Source organism: Confluentibacter sediminis (assembly GCF_003258355.1).
Classification (GTDB): domain Bacteria; phylum Bacteroidota; class Bacteroidia; order Flavobacteriales; family Flavobacteriaceae; genus Confluentibacter; species Confluentibacter sediminis.
This window is the reverse complement of record NZ_QKPO01000003.1, coordinates 157571-180220: the sequence shown is the minus strand read 5'-3', so window position 1 is coordinate 180220 and position 22650 is coordinate 157571. Positions and strand designations below refer to the sequence as shown.

18 protein-coding genes and 1 other RNA gene are annotated in these 22650 nt (G+C 31.7%); 9 read left to right on the top strand and 10 right to left on the bottom strand.

All coding sequences use genetic code 11. From position 1 onward, the window contains the following. Positions 1–166 precede the first annotated feature (166 nt). The 4 genes from DKT72_RS02765 to DKT72_RS02750 all read right to left on the bottom strand — a co-directional run bounded on the left by DKT72_RS02765 (position 167) and on the right by DKT72_RS02750 (position 8748). Positions 167–2080, bottom strand: coding sequence for an OmpA family protein (locus tag DKT72_RS02765; protein WP_111307196.1), 1914 nt, complete (start codon positions 2078–2080; stop codon positions 167–169). A gap of 69 nt (positions 2081–2149) precedes the next feature. Beyond that, positions 2150–4066, bottom strand: coding sequence for an OmpA family protein (locus DKT72_RS02760; protein WP_235841587.1), 1917 nt, complete (start codon positions 4064–4066; stop codon positions 2150–2152). A 17-nt stretch (positions 4067–4083) separates the two neighbouring features. Next, complete coding sequence (locus tag DKT72_RS02755) at positions 4084–5004, bottom strand: PorP/SprF family type IX secretion system membrane protein (RefSeq protein WP_111307195.1); 921 nt, start codon at positions 5002–5004, stop codon at positions 4084–4086. A gap of 12 nt (positions 5005–5016) precedes the next feature. Beyond that, on the bottom strand, positions 5017–8748 hold the full coding sequence (locus DKT72_RS02750) for a T9SS type B sorting domain-containing protein (RefSeq protein WP_111307194.1): 3732 nt from the start codon (positions 8746–8748) through the stop codon (positions 5017–5019). Positions 8749–9310: 562 nt separating this feature from the next. Between DKT72_RS02750 and DKT72_RS02745 the strand changes: the two genes are divergently transcribed. The 4 genes from DKT72_RS02745 to DKT72_RS02730 all read left to right on the top strand — a co-directional run bounded on the left by DKT72_RS02745 (position 9311) and on the right by DKT72_RS02730 (position 13534). Next, positions 9311–9796 (top strand): SixA phosphatase family protein, encoded by a 486-nt coding sequence (locus DKT72_RS02745; protein WP_111307193.1) that lies wholly within the window; start codon positions 9311–9313, stop codon positions 9794–9796. A gap of 56 nt (positions 9797–9852) precedes the next feature. Beyond that, positions 9853–11916, top strand: coding sequence for a polyphosphate kinase 1 (gene ppk1 / locus DKT72_RS02740; RefSeq protein ID WP_111307192.1), 2064 nt, complete (start codon positions 9853–9855; stop codon positions 11914–11916). A 1-nt stretch (position 11917) separates the two neighbouring features. Then, on the top strand, positions 11918–12823 hold the full coding sequence (locus DKT72_RS02735; RefSeq protein ID WP_111307191.1) for a Ppx/GppA phosphatase family protein: 906 nt from the start codon (positions 11918–11920) through the stop codon (positions 12821–12823). A 180-nt stretch (positions 12824–13003) separates the two neighbouring features. Next, positions 13004–13534 carry a porin family protein gene (locus tag DKT72_RS02730; RefSeq protein WP_111307190.1) on the top strand — a complete coding sequence of 177 codons (531 nt, stop codon included), beginning with the start codon at positions 13004–13006 and terminating at the stop codon, positions 13532–13534. Here the strand turns inward: DKT72_RS02730 and DKT72_RS02725 are convergent. Genes DKT72_RS02725 through dnaX form a run of 3 tightly spaced genes read right to left on the bottom strand, consistent with a single transcriptional unit; the run spans position 13531 to position 16431 of the window. After that, entirely contained in the window at positions 13531–14112 is a 582-nt protein-coding gene (locus DKT72_RS02725; RefSeq protein ID WP_111307189.1) for a MiaE family protein, read from the bottom strand. The two genes, DKT72_RS02730 and DKT72_RS02725, sit on opposite strands and share 4 nt — an antisense overlap. A gap of 2 nt (positions 14113–14114) precedes the next feature. Then, positions 14115–14687, bottom strand: a complete 573-nt coding sequence (locus DKT72_RS02720; protein WP_111307188.1) for a hypothetical protein — start codon at positions 14685–14687, stop codon at positions 14115–14117. 10 nt (positions 14688–14697) lie between these two features. Beyond that, the gene (gene dnaX / locus DKT72_RS02715) at positions 14698–16431 is read right to left on the bottom strand and encodes a DNA polymerase III subunit gamma/tau (protein WP_111307187.1); all 1734 of its coding nucleotides are present in this window, start codon (positions 16429–16431) and stop codon (positions 14698–14700) included. 102 nt (positions 16432–16533) lie between these two features. Here dnaX and rnpB point away from each other — a divergent pair. After that, an RNA gene (gene rnpB / locus DKT72_RS02710) (RNase P RNA component class A) lies at positions 16534–16860 on the top strand. A gap of 35 nt (positions 16861–16895) precedes the next feature. On the opposite strand, the gene rsmD is transcribed toward rnpB, so the two are convergent. The 3 genes from rsmD to DKT72_RS02695 are packed head-to-tail and all read right to left on the bottom strand — an operon-like array spanning position 16896 to position 18995. Next, on the bottom strand, positions 16896–17444 hold the full coding sequence (rsmD, locus tag DKT72_RS02705) for a 16S rRNA (guanine(966)-N(2))-methyltransferase RsmD (RefSeq protein WP_111307186.1): 549 nt from the start codon (positions 17442–17444) through the stop codon (positions 16896–16898). Further along, complete coding sequence (locus DKT72_RS02700) at positions 17444–18271, bottom strand: DUF3822 family protein (RefSeq protein ID WP_111307185.1); 828 nt, start codon at positions 18269–18271, stop codon at positions 17444–17446. The genes rsmD and DKT72_RS02700 overlap by 1 nt, the downstream gene beginning before the upstream one ends. Continuing rightward, a complete protein-coding gene (locus tag DKT72_RS02695; RefSeq protein ID WP_111307184.1) occupies positions 18255–18995 on the bottom strand; it encodes a hypothetical protein in 741 nt (246 codons plus the stop codon). Before DKT72_RS02695 ends, DKT72_RS02700 begins: the two co-directional genes overlap by 17 nt. 130 nt (positions 18996–19125) lie before the next feature. Here DKT72_RS02695 and DKT72_RS02690 point away from each other — a divergent pair, with 130 nt between their 5' ends. Genes DKT72_RS02690 through DKT72_RS02675 form a run of 4 tightly spaced genes read left to right on the top strand, consistent with a single transcriptional unit; the run spans position 19126 to position 22597 of the window. Continuing rightward, positions 19126–20550 carry an ATP-dependent DNA helicase gene (locus DKT72_RS02690; protein ID WP_111307183.1) on the top strand — a complete coding sequence of 475 codons (1425 nt, stop codon included), beginning with the start codon at positions 19126–19128 and terminating at the stop codon, positions 20548–20550. A 14-nt stretch (positions 20551–20564) separates the two neighbouring features. Continuing rightward, positions 20565–21125, top strand: a complete 561-nt coding sequence (locus tag DKT72_RS02685) for a DUF4126 domain-containing protein (protein ID WP_370445564.1) — start codon at positions 20565–20567, stop codon at positions 21123–21125. A gap of 48 nt (positions 21126–21173) precedes the next feature. Continuing rightward, entirely contained in the window at positions 21174–21902 is a 729-nt protein-coding gene (gene kdsB / locus DKT72_RS02680; protein ID WP_111307181.1) for a 3-deoxy-manno-octulosonate cytidylyltransferase, read from the top strand. Beyond that, positions 21893–22597 carry an HAD family hydrolase gene (locus tag DKT72_RS02675; RefSeq protein ID WP_111307180.1) on the top strand — a complete coding sequence of 235 codons (705 nt, stop codon included), beginning with the start codon at positions 21893–21895 and terminating at the stop codon, positions 22595–22597. The genes kdsB and DKT72_RS02675 overlap by 10 nt, the downstream gene beginning before the upstream one ends. Positions 22598–22650: the final 53 nt, after the last annotated feature.

Genomic DNA, 22650 nt, shown 5'->3' with positions numbered 1-22650 from the left:
ATGATTGTGTCTTTTTTATTAGCAATTAGGAATATTGCAATGAAAGAACAAGGAACAACCAGTATCTCAAGCATAAACTATTTTAAATAATTATAAAAAAAGAACCCATTAGCGACTTATATTCCTAATGGGTTTTAACACTAATTATTATTGAATTTTGACTTGTTTATTTTATTTCAATTACAATAAACCGAGTACGTCTATTTAATTGATGCTGTTCTTCGGTACAAGGTTTAGTCCCATCACAGTCATTTACCAGTCTATGCTCTCCATAACCTTTATATTCTATGATTCTTGAGGGTTCTATACCTTTTGATATCAAATAATCATAAGTTGATTTTGCCCGTTCTTGTGATAATATATCGTTATAGGGTTCAGGACCTCTGGAATCTGTATGTGATTCAATTTTTATAGACATAGTAGGATAAGTATGCATCATCATCTCTGCAATTTTATCCAATTCTTTTGAGCTATCTTTATTAATATTATATTTATTGAAATCAAAATAAATGGTACTTAACTCTTTAATAGGTAGTTCTTTATTTATAGGGTGTAATTGAAAGTCTTTTGTAATGCTAGTTATATTATCTTCAATTCCTTTAGATGTTATAGATACAGTCATGTCTTTATAATCATCTTTATTACCTTTTAAGTAATAATCCGACTCTCTATCCATATTGATATCATAATGACCATTTTCGTCTGTAAATACTTTAGCAAGTTCGTTGCCATTAGCATCAAATAAACTAACGGTGGCATTTGGAATAGGTTTGCCAGTAATAGCATCTGTTATAGTTCCTTCAACTTTAAGTTCGGTCAATTTGTAATAGGCATAAATATCGTCATCGCCAACACCACCGTCTCTATTTGATGCCATGTAACCAGTTAGTCCATCTTCATTCATAAAAAACGAAAAGTCATCCTTATTTGAATTAACAGGAACACCTAAATTTAAAACACTGATTATATGGTTGTCCTTATCTGAAACCGTTCCGAAAATGTCTAAAAGACCTAGACCTAAATGTCCATCAGATGAAAAGAAAAGTACATCTTCATTATTAATAAAAGGAAATACTTCGTTTTTATTGGTATTTACAATACTTCCTAAATTTTTTGGAGTTCCTAAAGAACCATCTGTATTAATATCTACATAATAAATATCAGTGCCCCCTAAACCACCTGGCATATCAGAAGCAAAATACAATTTACTATTATCAGTATTTAATGCTGGATGACCTACTGAATAATCATCACTATTTATGCTGAGTTCTTCAATATTTTCCCATGAATCTCCTATAAGAGTGGCTTTGTATATTTTTAAATTACTGATTCCATTTTTATCTGTCTTTAATTCATTTTTAATGAAATTAGTTCTAGAAAAATACATGGTTTTTCCATCTTTTGAAATCGTTAATGGGCCATCATGGTAATTGGAGTTTATTTTTCCTTTAATTTTAGATTTATGATGAATTATCGAATCACTATCTTTTGCAGTAACATAAACATCTAAAAAAGGTTGGTTATTCCATCCATACACGTGTTTTGTCGATACACCTTTATCTGCAGAAGATGTAAAATAAATAATACCATCACGCTCATAAGCGCCAAAATCACTTTGCTTTGAGTTGAAATTTACTTCAGAGAAAAAATATTGTTGTTTAGCATTGAATATAGAGGCTATAAAATCGGAATCTTTAGATAAAGTATCATCATTTAAAACACCTCCAGCATCTTTAAATTTTTTTATCCAAATACGAGATTCATTATAGTCTTTAATACCTCTTAAAGCTTCGCTGTATTTATAATAATATTCAATAGGCACATTGGATTGTTCAACTACTTTTTTATAATGAATAGTAGCGATTTCCGGATTTCTCAAATACATATAACAATCTGCTAATTGTCTGGTGTTATAATCTGAATTATAATTATTGTTTATTAATTCTTCATAGACTTCAATAGCATTATAAAATGAAAATTTGTTATATAAATTATCAGCTTTTTTTTGTTTACTTGATTGTGCAAATAAGCTAGAAACGCATAATATAATACAAATAAATATATGGTTTTTTAATTTCATTTGGACTTATATTTTAATTAATACATTTTTGCTTATTAGTCATTAAAACTATATATTAAATCATATTCATTATTCCATTTTAACAACAATAAACTCAGTACGTCTGTTTAATTGATGTTCTTTTTCTTCGCATTTTTCTCCATCAACACAACCATTTGTTAATCGACGTTCGCCAAAACCTTCATGTTCAGTAATTCTTGATGGATTTATACCTTTAGATATTAAATATTCATAGGTTGAATTAGCCCTATCTATAGAGAGTTTATCGTTATATGATAATTCACCTCTAGAATCTGTATGGGATTCTATGCGTATTATCATTTCTGGATAATCATTATTCATTAAATTAACAATTTTATCTAGCTCTAGAGCAGCGTCTGGCCGAATATTATACTTATCATAATCAAAGTAAATAGTGTTTAATTCTGCCAGTTTCACAATATTCTGTATTGGATTTAAAATTAAATTAACGGTAATAACAGACTCTACGGTTTTTAAGTTTTTAGAAGTGAATACTCTATAATCATCTATATATTTATCTTGGCTACCTACAATTTTGTAATCTTTATTTCTATCAATATTAATTGAATAGTTTCCATTTTCATCAGTGACCATATAGACTATTTTATTTCCTTTATCATCATAAAGTGAAATAAGAGCATTTGGAATTGGCCTAGTGTTTATAGCATCGATTACAGTTCCTTTTACTTGTAACAACGGTACTCTGTAATAGCTATAAATATCATCATCTCCTTTACCGCCTTCTCTATTGGAAGAAAAATAGCCAGTAAGTCCGTCAGCATTCATATTAAATGAAAAATCATCTTTATTTGAATTAATGGGAACCCCAAGATTAAGTACATCCGTAATGTTTCCATTTTCATCGGCAATAGTTCCAAAAACATCTAATAGACCAATACCCATATGTCCATCAGATGCGAAGAATAGCGTACCTTCATTGTTAATAAAAGGGGTTCCTTCTGTATTCTTTGTGTTTACTACGCTTCCTAAATTTTTTGGGATACCAAGCGAGCCATCAGGGCTAATATCCACTACATAAATATCTGAACCGCCAAAACCTCCAGGCATATCCGAAGAAAAGTATAACTTGGTATTGTCTGGGCTTAATGCAGGATGCTGTGTGGAGTATTCTTTATTGTTTATAGATAAATCTTCAATATCCGTCCATAAATCATCCCTTAAAGTAGCTCTGTAGATTTTAACATTGCTAATGCCTTTTTTATCATTTTCTTTCCCTAATTCATTAGCATTATTTCTTGAAAAATACATGGTATGACCATCATTCGTTATGGCTATTGGACCATCATGATAGATAGAATTGACGTCTCCTTTTAGTTTTGATGAGAAGTCTACTTGCTTTTTGGAATCTTTAGGTGTTACATAAACATCTAAGAAAGGTTGTTCATTCCAACCATATAATCGTTTTATTCCTAAGCCTTCATCTCTAGAAGATGTAAAGTATATTTTATTATTATATTCAATAGCTCCAAAATCACTAAACTTGGTGTTGAAGGGTACTTTATTTAAAAAATATTGTTGTTTTGAGTTAAAAACATGGCTAATAAAATCAATATCTTTTTCAAAATCATCTGTATTAGCGACACCTCCTGAATCTTTAAAGCGTTCCAGCCAAATTCTAGATTCATCATAATCTTTAATACCTCTTAAAGCCTGTGCATACTTATAATAATAATCTATAGGCACATCTTCTTGATTTACTACCTGTTTATAATATAAAGCAGCTTTTTGTGGATTTCTTAAATAAGCATAACAATCTGCTAATTGCCTAGTAGCATAGTCTTTATTATAATTGTTTTTTATAAGGTCTTGATATACTTCAGCAGCTTTAACAAATGAAAATTTATTAAACAACGTATCAGCTCTTTTTTGCTTTCCTTGTTGTGCAAATAGCACCAAGTTTAGCATTAAAGCAAAATAAATTAATATGTACTTTTTTGATTTCATAGTTGATTGATTCTTTTTTAAAAGTATCTAGGTGATTTTAACTTAGAACTTAAGAATTTGAATTCGTAAATAATTAAAGCTTCATGAGTGCCACTTGTGTAAGCTCTTATATCTGAGATGGGTTTTTCATAAGAGTATCCAATACGTAATTGTCGGGATATCTGAAAATCTATAAGGCCTCCAATGGCAGCAGTCTCTTTGTTCAATCTGTAAGAGGCTCCAAGCCATAACTTTTCATTAAATAAAAAGTTTCCTGTAAAATCATATGATACAGGGGCACCATTAGTGGCTTTAACCATGATGGCTGGTTTGAATTTTATGGCTTGGCTAAAATCAAACACATAACCAGCAGTACCATAGTAACTAATACGTTCCAACGCTTCAAAACCTTGTTCTTTATTTCTGTCTGTATTTAATAATCTCGGAGCAGATAAACCAAAATATAGTTTATTTGTACTGTAATAGACGCCTAAACCTATATTGGGTGTCCAACGGTTCTCAATACCTAAAATTAACGGATCAAATTTTTCATATTCTCTAAAATCTGCATCTAAGCTATATTGTGTAAAACCAGCTTTAATACCAAAGGCTAATTTTCCGGTTTTTCCCGTAGGAATGGCGTATGAAAAATCCCCATACAAATATGAAAAATTTTCAGGTCCCAAATCATCTTCGATAAATGATAAACCTAAACCAATTCTATCATTTCTTAATGGTGTATGAATTGATAATGTTTGAGTGGTTGGACCACCATCAAAACCAACCCATTGACTTCTGTGCAATGCAATGATACTCAAGGCATCTCTACTACCTGCGTAGGCAGGGTTTATAGAAATGGTGTTGTACATATACTGTGTAAATTGTGGCAATTGTTGTGCCATCCCAACCGTACAACTAAACAGTGCTATAGCTATTATATAATTTTTTATAAGTTTCATAGGTTAATGTTTTTATTTGGTTGCTAAGTAAATTGGGCCTGTAAATGGTTTGAAGCCACTATTTTCGAAAGTTATTATGTAATAATAAGTCCCGTTTGGTAATTTATCGGCAGCTCCTATATGCGATTTAGAACTTCCGTCCCAACTATTCGCGGGAGGAACTTGTACATCTTCAATATCATCTACAACAGGATAGTTATTGGATTCAAAAACTAATGCTCCCCATCTATTGAATATTTTTACGTGGGCTTTGAATCCACAAAACCCATTCAGTGAAACAAATAACGCATCATTTCTAAAATCTCCATTAGGTGTTACGGCTTTTGAAATTATAACATCCGTATCTTGGCAAGGTAGCACATCACAATCAGCATTGATATTCATCGTTAATTCTGTAATACTGATACAGCCATTTTCAATTGTTGTGTATCTAAATACATAATCGATACCTCCATCTTGTGGAAGGAAATTAGCATTAATAGATAATTTTGTTGGATCAAAAACACTGTCGGTTAATGTAGCTGTTAAATCTCCTTGAATAATCTCCCAAGTACCGTTTAAATTAGTGCCACTTAAATAATTATTTAAATCTACAACACCATCATCGTAACATCTGTCTTCTGCTGTAATTTGTGAAACGACTTCTTCCATAGTTACATTAACTGTTTGAATGAACGTATCAAAATTACCACAGGCATCTGTTGCTGTCCATGTTCTTACAATTTGATAATCAGAAATTGACGTTTCATTAAATGAATTTGTTTCCTCAAATGTAACTGTTACATTCCCTGAACAACCATCCGTAAATTCTAAAGATGGTACCTCTGGAATATTAGCGCAACTTACATTTAACACCTCGTCAAAAGGAGTCGTAACTGTTGGTGCTTTTGTATCCTCAACTGTTATTGTTTGCGTATAAGTTTCGGTTAATCCAGAAGCATCTGTCGCTGTCCACGTACGCTTTAAAATATAGTTAGAAATACAGCTTCCATCAATTTTTTCTTCATTAAAAGTAACACTAGCAGTTCCACAATTATCGGCTGCTGTTAATATTTCTGCTACAGGAATAGCATCACATTCTACAGTAATATCAACAGGTAAGGACTCAACAAAAGTTGGTTTCGTCATATCTGTTACAATAACATTCTGTTGAACAGTGACACTATTGTCGTTACCATCATCAAAGGTCCAGTTAATAATAAAGGTCCCTTGGGTTGAATACGTTAAAGGATCAGTAGTGGTTCCAGTAATAGTTCCAGCACAATTGTCCGTTGTAGTAGGAGCGATCACGGTTACAGAACACTCACCAGTTAAGTCGGCAAGCGTTGGTGCAACAGGAGCAGTTGTATCTTTAACGATAACATTCTGTTGAACAGTGATACTATTGCCGTTACCATCATCAAAGATCCAGTTAATAATAAAGGTCCCTTTGGTTGAATACGTTAAAGGATCAGTAGTGGTTCCAGTAATAGTTCCAGCACAATTGTCCGTTGTAGTAGGAGCGATCACGGTTACAGAACACTCACCAGTTAAGTCGGCAAGCGTTGGTGCAACAGGAGCAGTTGTATCTTTAACGATAACATTCTGTTGAACAGTGATACTATTGCCGTTACCATCATCAAAGATCCAGTTAATAATAAAGGTCCCTTGGGTTGAATACGTTAAAGGATCAGTAGTGGTTCCAGTAATAGTTCCAGCACAAGTGTCCGTGGTGGTAGGAGCGGTTGCGGTTACGGAACACTCACCAGTTAAGTCGGCAAGCGTTGGTGCAACAGGAGCAGTTGTGTCCTTTATTGTGATTGTTTGCATAACATTTATTGAATTCCCACAATCATCGGTAACACTATAGGTTCTTGTTATTATTTCGGGATTATTACCTCCATCTGACACATCAGAAACGAAAGTGACTTTGGGGGCTATGCCTGAATTATCGGCTTCACCTATCACCACATTTGGATCTGGGGCAGGTATATCACCAAAACATTCTACAGTAATTGATGGTAATGGGTTTGAGGCTGTTGGTGCTTCATTTATATAAGCATCGGAATCTATGATGATGATTTTTGGAGCTGGTATAGATTCACCTATACATTGCCCCGAAGTTTCATATCCTTGAATTAGATTACGGTTGAATGATACATTTGAAGTTGCACCTACACCAGTAATAACGCCATTCAGGCTAATATTCAAACCATCATTTGGATCACTTAAAATAGCACAATTTGTTGTAGAAGTAAGTCTAAATTCAATATCAGCTAACACTTTCTCTACGTCCTGTAAAAGAGGTAAGGTACCAAGATTCCATACAATAGATCCATTTACTCCTAAATTAGGATCATAAGTTGGTTCGTTTACAGTTGAAAATGGTGCATAAGTATTATAATCTATAATTAAGGCATCTGGATTTACCGATACAGGTAGTGGTATCGTCATGACGGCATTATTTAATGCTTCAGTACCTTTGTTTTTTATTTCAATTTTATAATCTACATATTCTCCAGGTTGTACGGACTCAATAGGAGGATTGGCATTGCCATTAATGGAGGTAGTGGTTAAAACACCTTCCGGTTCTGGAACATAAGAATCTATTGCAAAGGTTAGATTAAATATAGTATATGTATCCAAAGTCGAGCCATATCTAAATCTTGTTGATGTTTGGTTATTTGCAATAATACCATTATTGGTATTATCAATATTAAACATTGCTATATCTATACCTGTATTATTTTTCAAATTGGGGTTACGAGGGTTGCCTCCTGTTTGTATTGAGGAATTGAAAAAATTTGTTTCTGTATTACCAGTATGACTTAAATTTTGATAAGTATCATTATCTTGTCTTAAAATTTGGAAATAATCTTCAGTCCAAGGAACATCACCTTCACCAGCCATTAAACCAATTTTAACATTTACATTTCCGCTTTTTACCGCATTAAAACCACTAATGGTTATATCATAATTATCCATTGTTTCATTATTATTTACAAATGCATGTCCATCAAAAACTGTCACATCCCTCCATTTCATCTTTGAGTTTTCATAAACAACAACTAAACCCCAACCTCCAAAAAAACCAGTAGCATCAGCACTACCTTCTCTCGTGGCTATATCAGCCACAAAATATTCTCCAATACCATTTTCAATAACATAATCGGTAATTTCCGCATAAGCAGAATATATATTTTTATCTTCTCCAGATGGGAAATAGATGTTTTTGTTATCCGTCGTAGTATTAATAGCTGAGATTTGTGTATAATTTGCAGAACTTGGACCTTTTAATAAAACGCTACGTTTATCAAGAGTTTTTGTTAAACTATTTTTAGTTACTTGAAATGTATTGGTATCAGTTTGTCCTTCTGCAAATGCTCTTCCTGTCCAATACAAACCCGCATAAATAATATTAGAACATTCAGGGATAGCACCGTCTTCATTAGATAAGGTTAATGTAGCTGAAGATGAGTTCAAAGTTGTATCATCATCATCTACATCAACATACTCCATATTAGATTCATTGGTGCCCTCATCAGAATAAGTTTCAAGAGTTAGATTTGTATTTCCAATCATTGTAAAATCCCCTTTCACATGATAAACTGTTGATGATGGAGTTGTTATAGAAGTTCTTGGTGTAAAAGGCACTCTTACTTGACCATAACTTTTAAAAGTACATGTTAAAATCAAAACAGCTAACAATACCAGTCTAATTGAATTGCTATTAGTAAATGTGTCTTTATTGTAAAGTTTTTTCATTGGGTTTAATTGTTTTAATTGACTTTATAGATCGTGTTCTTGTGACCAAGTTTTTCAGTTAAAAAAATATGTACTAAATATTAATAGAAAACTGTAAAAGTTTGTTAATGATCGTTTTTTTATGATGTGATTCATTTTTAAATAATTTAAAACATAATTAATTTAACCAGTTATTTTTTAACTAATTCAAAACAAAAAATAAAGTTTTTGAGGGAAAAACTGTGAGGAAATAAGAACCTTCTTAACAATGTTCTTAGATATGAAATTAGATTTGGGGTCATAATTTTCAATTATATCTAGAACAAAGCAACGTATATGTTAGAATTAAATCAAAAAAAAATGTTTAATGCCTAATAAATCCGATAAAGAGAATAGCGCTTTCATTTTAACGTTAATTGCCTACCATTTATCCATTGTTAATTATTAATCATAAATTTAACCCCTCTTATCTTTATATCATAATCTTTTTATTTTAAATTTAATAGCTAAATTATATAAATAAATTGAATTACGTCGATAAAAACAACTTTTAATCGACGTTAATTGCATTTAATCGAATTTTATGAAAAAATTAATTATTGCCAGACATGCAAAATCCTCTTGGGAATATGATGTCGTTGACCATGAGAGACCTTTGAATGATAGAGGTTTAAAGGACGCACATAAAGTATCCAATGAACTTAAAGACAAATTAAATCCAGAATTGGTATTATCAAGCGATGCTTTAAGAGCAAGGTCGACAGCCAATATTTTTATATCAAACCTAAACATTGATACGGATAAATTGTATTTAAATCATGATCTATATGATTTTTCTGGAGAGAAGTTAATTAAAGTGATTAAATCTTGTAATGATATATATAAGGAATTAATGATTTTTGGTCACAATCATGCCATTACATATTTTGTAAACAAATTTGGAGACAAGCATATAGATAATGTACCAACATCTGGTGTTGTAATTATTGAATTTGATATTCTTAATTGGAAGGATTTAAAATTAGGAAAAACAATTAATACTATTTTTCCAAGGGATTTAAAACATTAAGCTTTAATATTAAGTTTAAAATAGAATATATTTGTAATATATTATACAAATTGCTAATGATTACAAATGAAAGCCTTAATAATACTTACATAAACAGAGAGATAAGTTGGCTGCAATTTAATGGAAGAGTTCTTCAAGAGGCTTCCGATGAAAGAGTTCCATTAATAGAGAGATTGCGATTTTTAGGGATTTTTTCGAATAATCTAGATGAGTTTTTTAAAGTTAGATATGCTACCGTAAAGCGTATTGTTGAAGCTGGAAAAGGGGCGAAAAATGAACTCGGGGGTATTAGAGCCGAAGAATTGCTTGAAATTATAACCAGAATAGTTATAGACCAACAAACGGAGAGTTTAGAGGTTCTGTCTGCTATAGAAAACCGCTTAAAAGATGAAAATATCAATATCATTGATGAAACAAATATTAGTTGGAAACATCATGATTTTATAAAAAAATATTTCATTCAAAAAGTAAGTCCAGCTTTAGTAACTATTATTTTAAATGATTTAGTGACACTTCCTAATTTAAAAGATAGTGCGGCCTATTTGGCGGTAAGAATGCTAATGAATGATGATTCCAACCAATTTGCACTCATAGAAATTCCAAAATCAATAAATCGTTTTGTTGAACTTCCAAAATACGGAGGAAAGGATTTTATTATCATGATAGATGATTTACTTCGTTATTGCCTTAGCGATATTTTTAATATTTTTAATTATAAGAGCATTTCTGCTCATATGATTAAAATTACCCGAGATGCGGAACTTGATTTTGAAAGTGATTTAAGCAAGAGTTTTATTGAGAAAATTTCAGACAGTGTAAAGCATAGACAAATAGGAGAGCCTGTTAGATTTGTTTATGATAAAACTATAGAAGACGAAACCCTGCGCTTTTTAATGAGTAAAATGGGTATTACAGAAACGGATAGTATTATTCCTGGAGGACGTTATCATAACAGGCGTGATTACATGAAATTCCCCAGCATGGGAAGGCAGGATTTACTATATCAAAAAATCGAATCATTACCCATTCAGGGATTAAGTCTAGAAAATAGTATTTTTGAAGCTATTGCTAAAAAAGATTATTTACTTTATGCGCCTTACCATACATTTTCTTATGTAGTTAAATTTTTAAGAGAAGCCGCTTTAGACCCGAAGGTAAAAACCATTAAAATCACCATATATCGTTTAGCTGAAATATCACATATAGCCAGTTCTTTAATTAATGCTGCCCTAAACGGAAAAAGTGTAACGGTATCTATAGAACTTCAAGCGAGATTTGATGAAGAGGCTAACATTAATTATGCACAGCAAATGCAAGAAGGTGGCGTTAATTTAATTTTTGGTGTCCAAGGATTAAAAGTACATAGCAAAATGTGTGTTATTGAGCGAGAAGAAAGTAAAAAAACAGTACGTTATGGTTTTGTAAGTACAGGTAATTTTAACGAATCCACAGCAAAAGTTTATACAGATTATACATTATTTACATCAAACCAAAGTATTTTAAAAGATATTACAAAAGTGTTTATGTTTTTTGATACGAACTATAAAATTTATAGATATAAACACATTATTACATCACCACATTATACTAAAAAAGCTATTTTTAAATTGATTGATGAACAAATTATTCTTGCCAAAGCAGGTATGGGAGGTTATATAAGATTAAAAATGAATAGCATCACTAGCTATCTAGTTATTGATAAATTATATGAAGCAAGTAAAGCTGGGGTTAAAATAGATATGATAGTAAGAGGTATTTGTTGTTTAATTCCTGGTATTGAAGGCATGAGCGAACATATAAGCGTAATAAGTGTCGTAGATAAATTTCTAGAACATTCTAGGGTTTATATTTTTGGCAATGACAGAGATGCTAAAATTTATATCTCATCTGCAGATTGGATGACAAGAAATATAGACAATAGAGTAGAAGTCAGTTGTCCCATTTATGATGAAGATATTAAAAAAGAAATTATTGATACGTTTAATATATGCTGGAGGGATAATGTAAAAGCTAGATTGATTAACACACCACATGTCAATGAATATAAAATTAATAACGATCAAGCAGTGAGATCTCAAATTGCTACTTACGACTATTATTTAAAAAAGATAGAAAACTAATATGCTCTCAATAAAAAAATATGCTGCCATAGATATTGGCTCTAATGCTGTAAGATTGCTTATTTCAAATATCATTGAGCAAGAAGGCATACCAACACAATTTAAGAAAAACTCCTTAGTGCGAGTTCCAATACGTTTGGGAACAGATGTTTTTTTGTCAAATAAAATTTCTGTAGAGAATACAGAACGCTTAATAGACACCATGAAAGCTTTTAGACTCCTTATGAAATCCCATAAAGTAGTTAAATACAAAGCTTGTGCGACGTCTGCAATGCGAGAATCCTTAAATGGAAGAGAGGTCGTTGATTTAGTGCTTAAAAAATCAGGAATTCAAATAGATGTTATTGAAGGTGAAGAAGAAGCTGCTATTATTGCTGCTACAGATTTAAATAAGTATATAGATAACAATAAAACGTATTTATATGTCGATGTAGGTGGTGGTAGTACTGAATTCACAGTTATTCATGAAGGACATCCAGTAGCTTCAAAATCTTTTAAAATAGGCACCGTTAGGTTGCTAAATGACATGGTTCAAAAAGAAGCCTGGTTAGAATTAGAAGAATGGATTAAATTAAAAGCCAGACCTTATGATAAGATTGATGTTATTGGTTCTGGCGGCAACATTAATAAAATTTTTAAGGTGTCTGGAAAAGCCATTGGAAAACCATTGACTTATTTTTATTTAACGTCCTATTTCAATACTCTTCAAAGTTATTCTTATGAAGAGCGTATAACCGTTCTAGATTTGAATCAAGATAGGGCCGACGTTATAATTCCCGCTATGCGTATATATTTATCATCTATGAAATGGAGCGGCGCAAAAAACATATATGTTCCCAAAATAGGGTTGGCTGATGGCATAATTAAAAGTATCTATTACGATACGGTTTCTAGCAATACACAGTAAAATTATGCACTTCACCTTTTAAAATATTTATATTTTGATTATATCATATATATTCGCTTCAATAAAATTTTAACCCAATCCTATTAATTATAAATAAGGTATAAAACATAAGTTGATATCAACCAAAAATGTTTTATGTGGGATTACATCCTATAATTAATTGTTAATAAAAGATCACAGATGAAACGACTATTACTTTTAGTATTCCTTCTAATAACTTCTATAAGTGGGTTTTCACAAAGTGGGACCTTCGGAGTCAGAGGTGGTTACAATATCTCTAATTTAGATTTTGATGTCTTACCTGCTAATACGGTAAACAAACACAGAAATAGTTTGTATATTGGTTTTTTTGCAGATTACGGCTTATCTAATTCAGTATCCATTGTGCCTGAGTTACAATTTTCTGCTGAAGGAGCTAATGATGAAAAATTGCATTTAGATTATATTCAAGCTCCCATATTCTTTAAGTTTAAATTAAGTCCGAGAGTTAAAATAGGAATAGCTCCCCAAGTTGGAATAAAAGTATACAAGTATTTAGATGGTATTAGGGAATTTGCTTATTCTGGAGTGGCTGCAGCTGAATACAAAATAAACGAAGTCTTATTTGTAGATGCTAGATATACCTACGGTTTTTCAAATATTTTTGATGAAGAACTAAATATAGAAGCTAAAAACAGAAATATTCAAATAGGTATTGGTTATCAATTTTAACCATGTATAGCTTCACTTTTTCCTAATTCAGCTATTATTTTCGATTCGTATTCAAGAAGTTGTTGCCATTTGGCATCAACTTCTTTTTTTTCGCCATATTGTCTGGCAAACCCTAAAAACATAGTGTAATGATTTGCTTCACTCACCATAAGGTTTCTGTAAAAAGCAGCTAACTCTTTATCTTGAAGTTCTTCTGAAAGCAACCTAAAACGTTCACAACTTCTAGCTTCAATTAAGGCAGCATACAATAAACGATGCACCAATTGAGTTGTTCTGCTTCCGCCTTTTGGAAAAAAAGTTACTAGTTGTAGGACATAATCATCACGTCTATCTCTACCCAGAGTCCAGCCGCGTTTTATTATTATATCATGAACCATTTTAAAATGACTAATTTCTTCTTTAACCAGAGCGACCATTTCTTGTACCAACTCGGTGTATTCCGGAAAGCTCACAATAAGTGAAATCGCCGTACTTGTCGCTTTTTGTTCACAAAAGGCATGATCGGTAAGTATATCTTCTATATTTTTCTCAACAATATTAACCCAGCGAGGGTCTGTTGGTAGTTTAAGTCCTAACATAGTTATATGGTTCTCTCGGAGTTTAATTTTTCTATTAGATAGTGTCCCTGATTATCAACTTTTAGTTTAAAAATAACAGATTCATTATTATTTGGATAGGTATAACCAGCAAACAGATTAATATAATCTTTTTCTATTGAGGTTTCTTCATCTATCCAAATCCTAGTATTTATAGATTCTGACAGGTTCTTATCAATATTTTTAGCATGTTTGATAAAAAAATCCTTATCAATTATTTCATTAAAAATCAATACATTATCTTTTTTTATTTTAACTTCAGAAATCCAATCCCTATGGATATCTATATGTGTTATGGTATCAACTTTATATTTTTTAGAAACAGATTCATTCATATTTGCATAGGTTTTTAGATGAATTGAAAAGCCATTGCTTAAAATACTATCAGTTTCAATTTCGCTATAAACTTCTGGAATATATTTAGTTATTTCTATAGGTTCTAAAGTGTCTTTGAATTTTTCGACAGATAGCTTTAAAGCTTCTCCTTTATTTTTTCTTCCATCACAGCTTATTAAGCTAATAATAATTAACAAAAATAAAAACACTAACTTCTTCATAAATAACAGTTTAAATATCTAAATCGAAAGTTTTTCTTAAAATATCTATATTAGGGTTTTTCGCTTTCAGCTTTTCAAATTTTTCTAATGTTGAATAGGCATATTGCTTTTCTTTTTCTTCATTAACGGAAATAGATAAATCAATACTATAGTTGTTTAAGGATTTTCTTAAAAAAATCAAAAGATCATATTGTTGCCGTTCCAATTCAACCTTATTTGTAGCATTTGGAAATTCTAAATAAACGGTAGAACCCACAACTTTTGGTGTATCAATGGATAAAATAGAAGCTAAATTATGTCTTCCTTTATCTTGTAATTGTTTAACGAATTGATTCCAAAATTCAATAAGTGCATGTTGCGTGAATGGTTCATTAGGTAAATTTTCTTCATCTAAAACAACATCCATCTGTTTTATTTGATGTTCTTTTTTTGCTTTAATACTACTTAAAGAAAGTCCAGAAGGACGTTTGTTGTCTTGGTTTAGAACAATTTTAGGAGGTTGTTTTGCTTGTAAAGCTTCTACAGCCCTGGGTTTTGATGGCGACGATGCTTCTTTAATTCCAATTTCAGAAGAATGACCTTCTTTAGAAATCTTAGCCTTAGGTAGATTTACAGAAATAGGAGTGATGCCTTTACTTTTAAAATAAGATGGCGGAATTATGTAATGTTTACTATTTTTTTTTTCTCCATCAAAAGTGATAGAGGCAAGCTGCATGAGACAAAGTTCAACTAATAAGCGTTGATTTTTACTGGTTTTGTATTTAAGGTCACAATCGTTAGCAAGGTTGATACCTTGCATTAGAAAGTCTTGTGGGGCTTTTTTAGATTGTTCTAGATATTTTTCTTTGGTTTGATCCCCAACCTCTAACAAATCTATAGTTTCTGGAGTTTTACTGACCAATAAATCCCTGAAATGTGACGCTAATCCGGCAATGTAATGATGTCCATCAAATCCCTTAGAAAGCGTATTGTTAAATTGCAGCAAGAGATCTGGTATTTTATTTTCTAAAATGAAGTCTGTACTAGTAAAATAAGTTTCATAATCCAACACATTCAAATTCTCAGTAACCGCTTGTCTGGTAAGGTTTTTACCTGAAAAACTTACTACTCTATCAAAAATAGACAACGCATCCCGCATGGCGCCATCAGCTTTTTGAGCTATAATATGAAGCGCATCATCTTCAGCATTCACATCTTGTTCTTTAGCGATATATTTTAAATAATCTTTAGCATCTTTAACGGTTATGCGCTTAAAATCAAAAATTTGGCAACGTGATAAAATAGTTGGAATGATTTTATGCTTTTCAGTGGTTGCTAAAATAAAAATGCAATGTTTTGGTGGTTCTTCTAATGTTTTAAGAAAGGCATTAAAAGCCGCTTGAGATAACATATGTACCTCATCAATAATATAGACTTTATATTTTCCAACTTGTGGTGGTATTCTAACTTGATCGGTTAAGCTTCTTATATCATCTACAGAGTTATTAGAAGCGGCGTCTAGTTCAAAAATATTAAAAGCAAAATCTTCATCACCGGTTTCCGTACCATCACTATTAATCATTTTAGCCAAAATTCGGGCACAAGTTGTTTTACCAACGCCCCGAGGCCCTGTAAACAATAAGGCTTGTGCTAAATGATTGTTTTCAATGGCATTTAATAAAGTGTTGGTAATAGCCTGTTGGCCAACAACATCCTTAAATGTTTGTGGTCTATATTTTCTAGCTGATACAACAAAATGCTCCATGGAAATATCTTGAATAACAAAGTTAAAAATTCAGTCTAAAATTAGGCATTATCATTATGAAATTTAAAAGTAGTTATTAACAATTAATTGTATTTTTGTGGACAAGTAAATCGCCTTATCGATCCGTTTTACGGGTAGGAAAGTCCGAACACCATAGTGCAGCATAGTGGCTAATAACCACCAGTCGTGAGGCTAGGAAAAGTGCAACAGAAAGTATGTACAGGTCATGCTGTAGTGAAACCAGGTAAACTCTATGCGGTGCAATGCCATGTATACCAACGTTTGAGGGCGGCACGCTCGATTGTTGGAGGGTAGGCAGCTAAAGTGTATTGGTAACAATGCGCGCAGATAAATGATAAGGGCTTTTTGCTCTTGTTTCTAAAACAAGTTCAGAATGTACAGAATTCGGCTTATAGATTTACTTAAATAAACAAGCTCTTTGTTAATTCAAAGAGCTTTGTTTTTTAATCGTTTTCACTTATTTCAAAAAAAGAGAACACACTTCCGCCATAGCCTTTGGAATAGCTGTAATATGCCGATGATGATAGATCGGTCTGTTTGGCATGCTCAATAATTAATAGCCCCTCATCTTCCAATAATTTATTTTGAAATACTAATTCTGAAATTGCGGAAAATTGTTCCAAAGTAAATGCATAGGGTGGATCTGCAAAAATTATATGAAATTGCAAAGATGCTTTTTCTAAAAACTTAAAAACATCACTCTTAATGGTTTTAATAGGCATCTTGAAAGTTTGGGCAGTTTGATTGATAAATTTTATACAACCAAAATCTTCATCTACACATAAAATATCTTCTGAACCTCTGGACGCAAATTCATAACTGATGTTTCCCGTACCTGCAAAAAGATCTAATACAGATACCTCATCAAAGTAAAAATGATTGTTTAAAATATTGAATAGCCCTTCTTTGGCCATATCGGTTGTTGGTCGAACGGGCAAATTCTTTGGGGCTACTATTTTTCGGCTTTTATATTGCCCAGAAATGATTCTCATTAAAAGCTATTCAGAATTGTAAAATTGGAATGATTACTTTTTGGCTGTGCATCCAAGCTATATTTGTAATGGTCTTGACGTTTACCAAAAAAGACGAACTGCACGTATTTATAAGCCATGGCATATAGTTCATCCTTTGAATCAATATCTCCAATAAAAATTAATTCAAACAATTCAGGGTTAAGTTGCAATTGTTCCGTAGTAAACAAAATATAATAAATAAAATCTTCTTTGGTAGTATACTCAAAGGTGTTATATAATAAGAGTTTTGATTTGTCTATAACAATCATTTCAAAATGATTACTATTTACATTTATATATACTTTAGTATTGGTGGCATTTTTTTCAATAACTAAAATTTGTTCCATTAAAATTGTTGAAATATGCTTATAGGTAAACGCCCCAAATACATCATAAATAAAGTTATTGATATTTACATAAGGAATATAAACATTAACACTGTCATTTATATCAATAGTATCATAAGCTATAAAATCTGATTTTAAAATTTTAGAATTGAATTTCAAATAATCAGCTAAAGAATTTTCATCAAACAATGCTTTAGGAACTAAGGTAGAAAGCTCATTTGAATGAATTACATGGACGCTATCAAAATGAGATAGCAAAAAAGATTCGGTATTAAACAACTGTTTTAACTTGTCTAATACTTCATGATGATTTAATTTCTTTTCAAATGTATAATTTCTTAATACAGATATGGTTTTTAAATCTCTCTGTAGGATACAAAAAGAAAGTCCACTCAAACTTATTTGAATGGACAATGCTTGTTTAGAGGGTATATTGTAACTATTACTCGTTATTGCCATAGGTTTTAGACCAATTCCCATTTGTGGTTGATTCTTCCATGGAGCCGACAGTTATAGCGTCACCAGCTACACCGACAACAGAAGAAGGAACTTGGTTTTCTTGAATTATAAGGTCTTTATCCAAATCGTATAAAACTATATCTTTTTTTACAGAAGCTTCAAACACTGGAATTTTTAAATCATCTTGTTCTATAAAACCAGCTTTAAGTTGAAATTTTTCTCCTGGTTTGCCTGCAGGCACATTCATCATCGTTTTATATCTATTTGAATTTTTAAACAAAGAATCTTTTATTGTAACATATCCTAAAGTATCAGTAATAACAATGTCTTTAGTCATATCCACACCAAACTGTTTTGATGCAACTTCATCTCTTACAGTAGAATCTCGGCGTTGTGTAATCGTAAATTTAGCTTCTTCTATAAATTTAACTAAATTATCAAAGTTGTCAGTGAATTTACCAGTAACTTGTCTGTGAGCTAACTCAGCATTTCTGATGTCAACTAAGTTTTTTATAACAGCTGTATAACGTTTTTCTTTTTCTTGATTGAAAAGTATTGGGTTATAAATAGATTTAAACGTGCTATATCCTAAAAAAGCAATTAGCACCCAAAGGGCAATAATTAAAATAGGTTTAAATTTTGTTGGTATAAATTTATCTACCAACTTAACCAAGCCAATGGTTAATAATATTACAGCAATTACAATTAAAATTATTGTCCACATAATTTGTTTAGTTTATTATATATGTTATTAAAGGTCTTTCGCAAATCTACAATTTTTTTTTAATCACAAAAACCAATGTTGGTAAAAATCATTTCTATATTTGAATAATTTATAATTTTCCACTTAAATAATGACTTCTTCCGAATTTTACACGCTAATAAAACAACAATTCCCATTCACTCCAACTGTAAAACAAAATATTTTATTACAACAATTATCCGAATTTATTTTCAGTAAAACCCAAAACAGTCTTTTTTTGATAAAAGGATATGCGGGTACAGGTAAAACAACCATTATAGGAACTATGGTTAATAATCTTTGGAGAATAAAAACGAGTGCTGTTTTAATGGCACCAACAGGTAGAGCCGCTAAAGTCATTTCAAATTATTCGGGCAAAGAAGCATTTACTATTCATAAAAAAATATATTTTCCAAAATCAGAAAAAGGAGGAGGGGTGAAGTTTGTTTTACAACCCAATAAACATAAAAGCACTATTTTTATAATAGATGAAGCCTCCATGATACCAGATACGCCAGGAGACTCTAAACTTTTTGAAAATGGCTCTTTATTAGATGATTTAATACAATATGTGTATTCTGGTCACCAATGCAAATTGATTTTAATAGGGGACACTGCGCAATTGCCTCCTGTAAAGTTAGATGTAAGCCCAGCACTGGATGAAAACACGCTTCGATTACACTATAATAAAGAAGTTATTAAAATGGAATTGGATGAAGTGGTGAGGCAAGAACAAGATTCTGGTATCTTAGCAAATGCTACCGTTTTAAGGGAAGCGTTATCAAATGCATTTTACGATGGTTTTAAATTTGATTTAGTAGACTTTAAAGATATTATCAGGCTTATTGACGGCCAAGATACTATGGATGCTATAAATGATGCTTATAGTGCTTTGGGGAATGAAGAGACTGCCATCATAGTAAGAAGTAATAAGCGAGCCAATCTATACAATCAGCAAATACGAAGTAGAATTTTGTTTAATGAGAATGAATTGACTGTAGGCGATTATCTCATGGTCGTTAAAAATAATTATTTTTGGATTAAACCAACCACCGAAGCTGGCTTCATAGCAAATGGTGATATTATTGAAGTTTTAGAAATTTTTAAAATAGAGGAATTATATGGTTTTCGGTTTGCAGAAGTCAAAGTACGCATGGTAGATTATCCGAAAATGAGTCCCTTTGAAACGGTTTTGTTGTTAGATACGGTGGAATCTGAAACACCATCATTATCTTATGAAGATTCAAATAGATTATACCAAGAAGTCATGAAAGATTTTGAAGCCGAAACTACTAAGTATAAAAAGTTCTTAAAAGTAAAAAACAACAGACATTTTAATGCTTTACAGGTTAAATTTTCTTATGCTATTACATGCCATAAATCCCAAGGAGGCCAATGGAACACCGTTTTTGTAGAACAACCTTATTTACCAAATGGTATTGATAAAGATTATTTACGATGGTTGTACACGGCCATAACTAGAGCCAAAGAAAAATTATATCTTATTGGTTTTAAAGATGATTTTTTTGAGGAATAATTAATCGTATTAATATGGAAACATTTATAAGTATTTGTCTTGGAGTTGGTTTAGCGGCATCGGTTGGTTTTAGGGTATTTTTACCATTGTTTGCATTAAGCTTAGCATCCTATTGTAATGTTTGGGAACTCAACGACTCCTGGCAATGGATAGGAAATTTAACGGCCTTGATAACTTTTGGTGTTGCTACCTTAGTTGAGATTTTTGCCTATTACATTCCTTATATAGATAATTTATTAGATAGTATTTCGGTACCCTTAGCGGCTTTTGCCGGAACGGCGGTTATGATGTCTACTATGGTAGATTTAAGTCCAGTCATAACATGGTCACTCGCCATCATAGCTGGTGGCGGAACGGCAGCAGCAATTTCAAGTTCCTCAAGCATCATGAGGTTAACATCAACCACAACGACTGGTGGATTAGGGAACCCTATAGTATCAACTATAGAAACAGGCACGTCTATATTCATGTCCATTATGTCTATTTTTTTACCGATTTTGGCTGTTATTTTCGTCATAGTGATCCTATTCATAATCTACAAAATTTATAAAAAGTTTAAAACATCCAAAGCCTAATACATTATATATTTATCTTATTTTTGATCTAGAATAGATTTACATCATATGAAAATAATCTCCATGATACCTGCACGATATAGTGCAACAAGATTTCCAGGAAAATTAATGCAAGACCTAGGTGGGAAGTCGGTGATACGCCGAACTTATGAAGCTACGGTTGCTACAAATCTATTTGACGATGTTATTGTGGTCACCGATAGCTCCATTATTTATAATGAAATTGTAGATCATGGGGGTAAAGCCATCATGAGTATAAAAGAACACGAATGTGGAAGTGATAGAATCGCGGAAGCTGTTGAAAATTTAGATATAGATATTGTAATAAATGTTCAGGGAGACGAACCTTTTACAGAGGAAGCTTCCTTGAGAAAACTGATTGAAGTTTTTAAAGAAGATCATGATAAACAAGTTGATTTGGCATCTCTTATGGTGCATATTACTGATGAAGACGAAATCAATAATCCTAATACGGTCAAAGTCATTGTAGATCAGAATAACTTTGCGCTTTACTTTTCCCGCAGCCCGATACCATATCCAAGAGATAAAAATGTTAACACAACATACTATAAGCACAAAGGGGTATATGCCTTTAGAAAACAAGCCATTTTAGATTTTTATAGATTACCTATGTTAACTCTTGAAGCTTCTGAAAAAATTGAATGTATTCGTTATTTAGAATATGGTAAGCGGATTAAAATGGTTGAAACCCATGTGCAAGGTGTCGAAATTGATACACCTGAAGATTTAGAGCGCGCCAAAAAATTATGGAAATAGATTATAAAAATATACGGGTTATAGGTTTTGATGCCGATGATACCTTATGGGTAAATGAAACCTATTTTAGGGAAGCAGAGATGGAAATTCAAAAACTTCTATCGGTGTATGAAACCCCCAACAAAATAGATCAAGAGCTTTTTAAAGTAGAAATACGGAATTTGCCAATTTACGGTTATGGTATAAAAGCATTTACCTTATCTATGGTTGAAGTGGCTTTGGAATTATCAAACTATAGTGTACCCAATAAAACGATTGAAGCCATATTGAATATAGGCAAACATATGTTAGAAAAGCCCGTAGAGTTACTGGATGGGGTAGAAGATGTTTTAAAAGAATTATCAAAGAATTACCGACTCATTTTGGCTACAAAAGGTGATTTATTAGACCAGGAGCGTAAATTGAAAAAGTCTGGGTTAACTGATTATTTTCATCATATAGAAGTGTTAAGCGATAAACAAGAAACTAATTATTCTAAACTATTAAATCATTTAGATATTAAGCCATCTGAGTTTTTAATGATAGGGAACTCTTTAAAATCGGATGTATTACCATTGGTAAATATTAAGGCCCATGCCATCCATGTGCCTTTTCACACCACTTGGGCTCACGAGGAAGTAACTGAAAATGAAATAACAGGAAAAACCTATAAAACCATAAAAAGTTTAAGAGATATTTTAGACTTATTAAATTAAAATACAAGAATTTTAACACGATTTAAAATTAAAATAGTAGTAATTTTAACGTT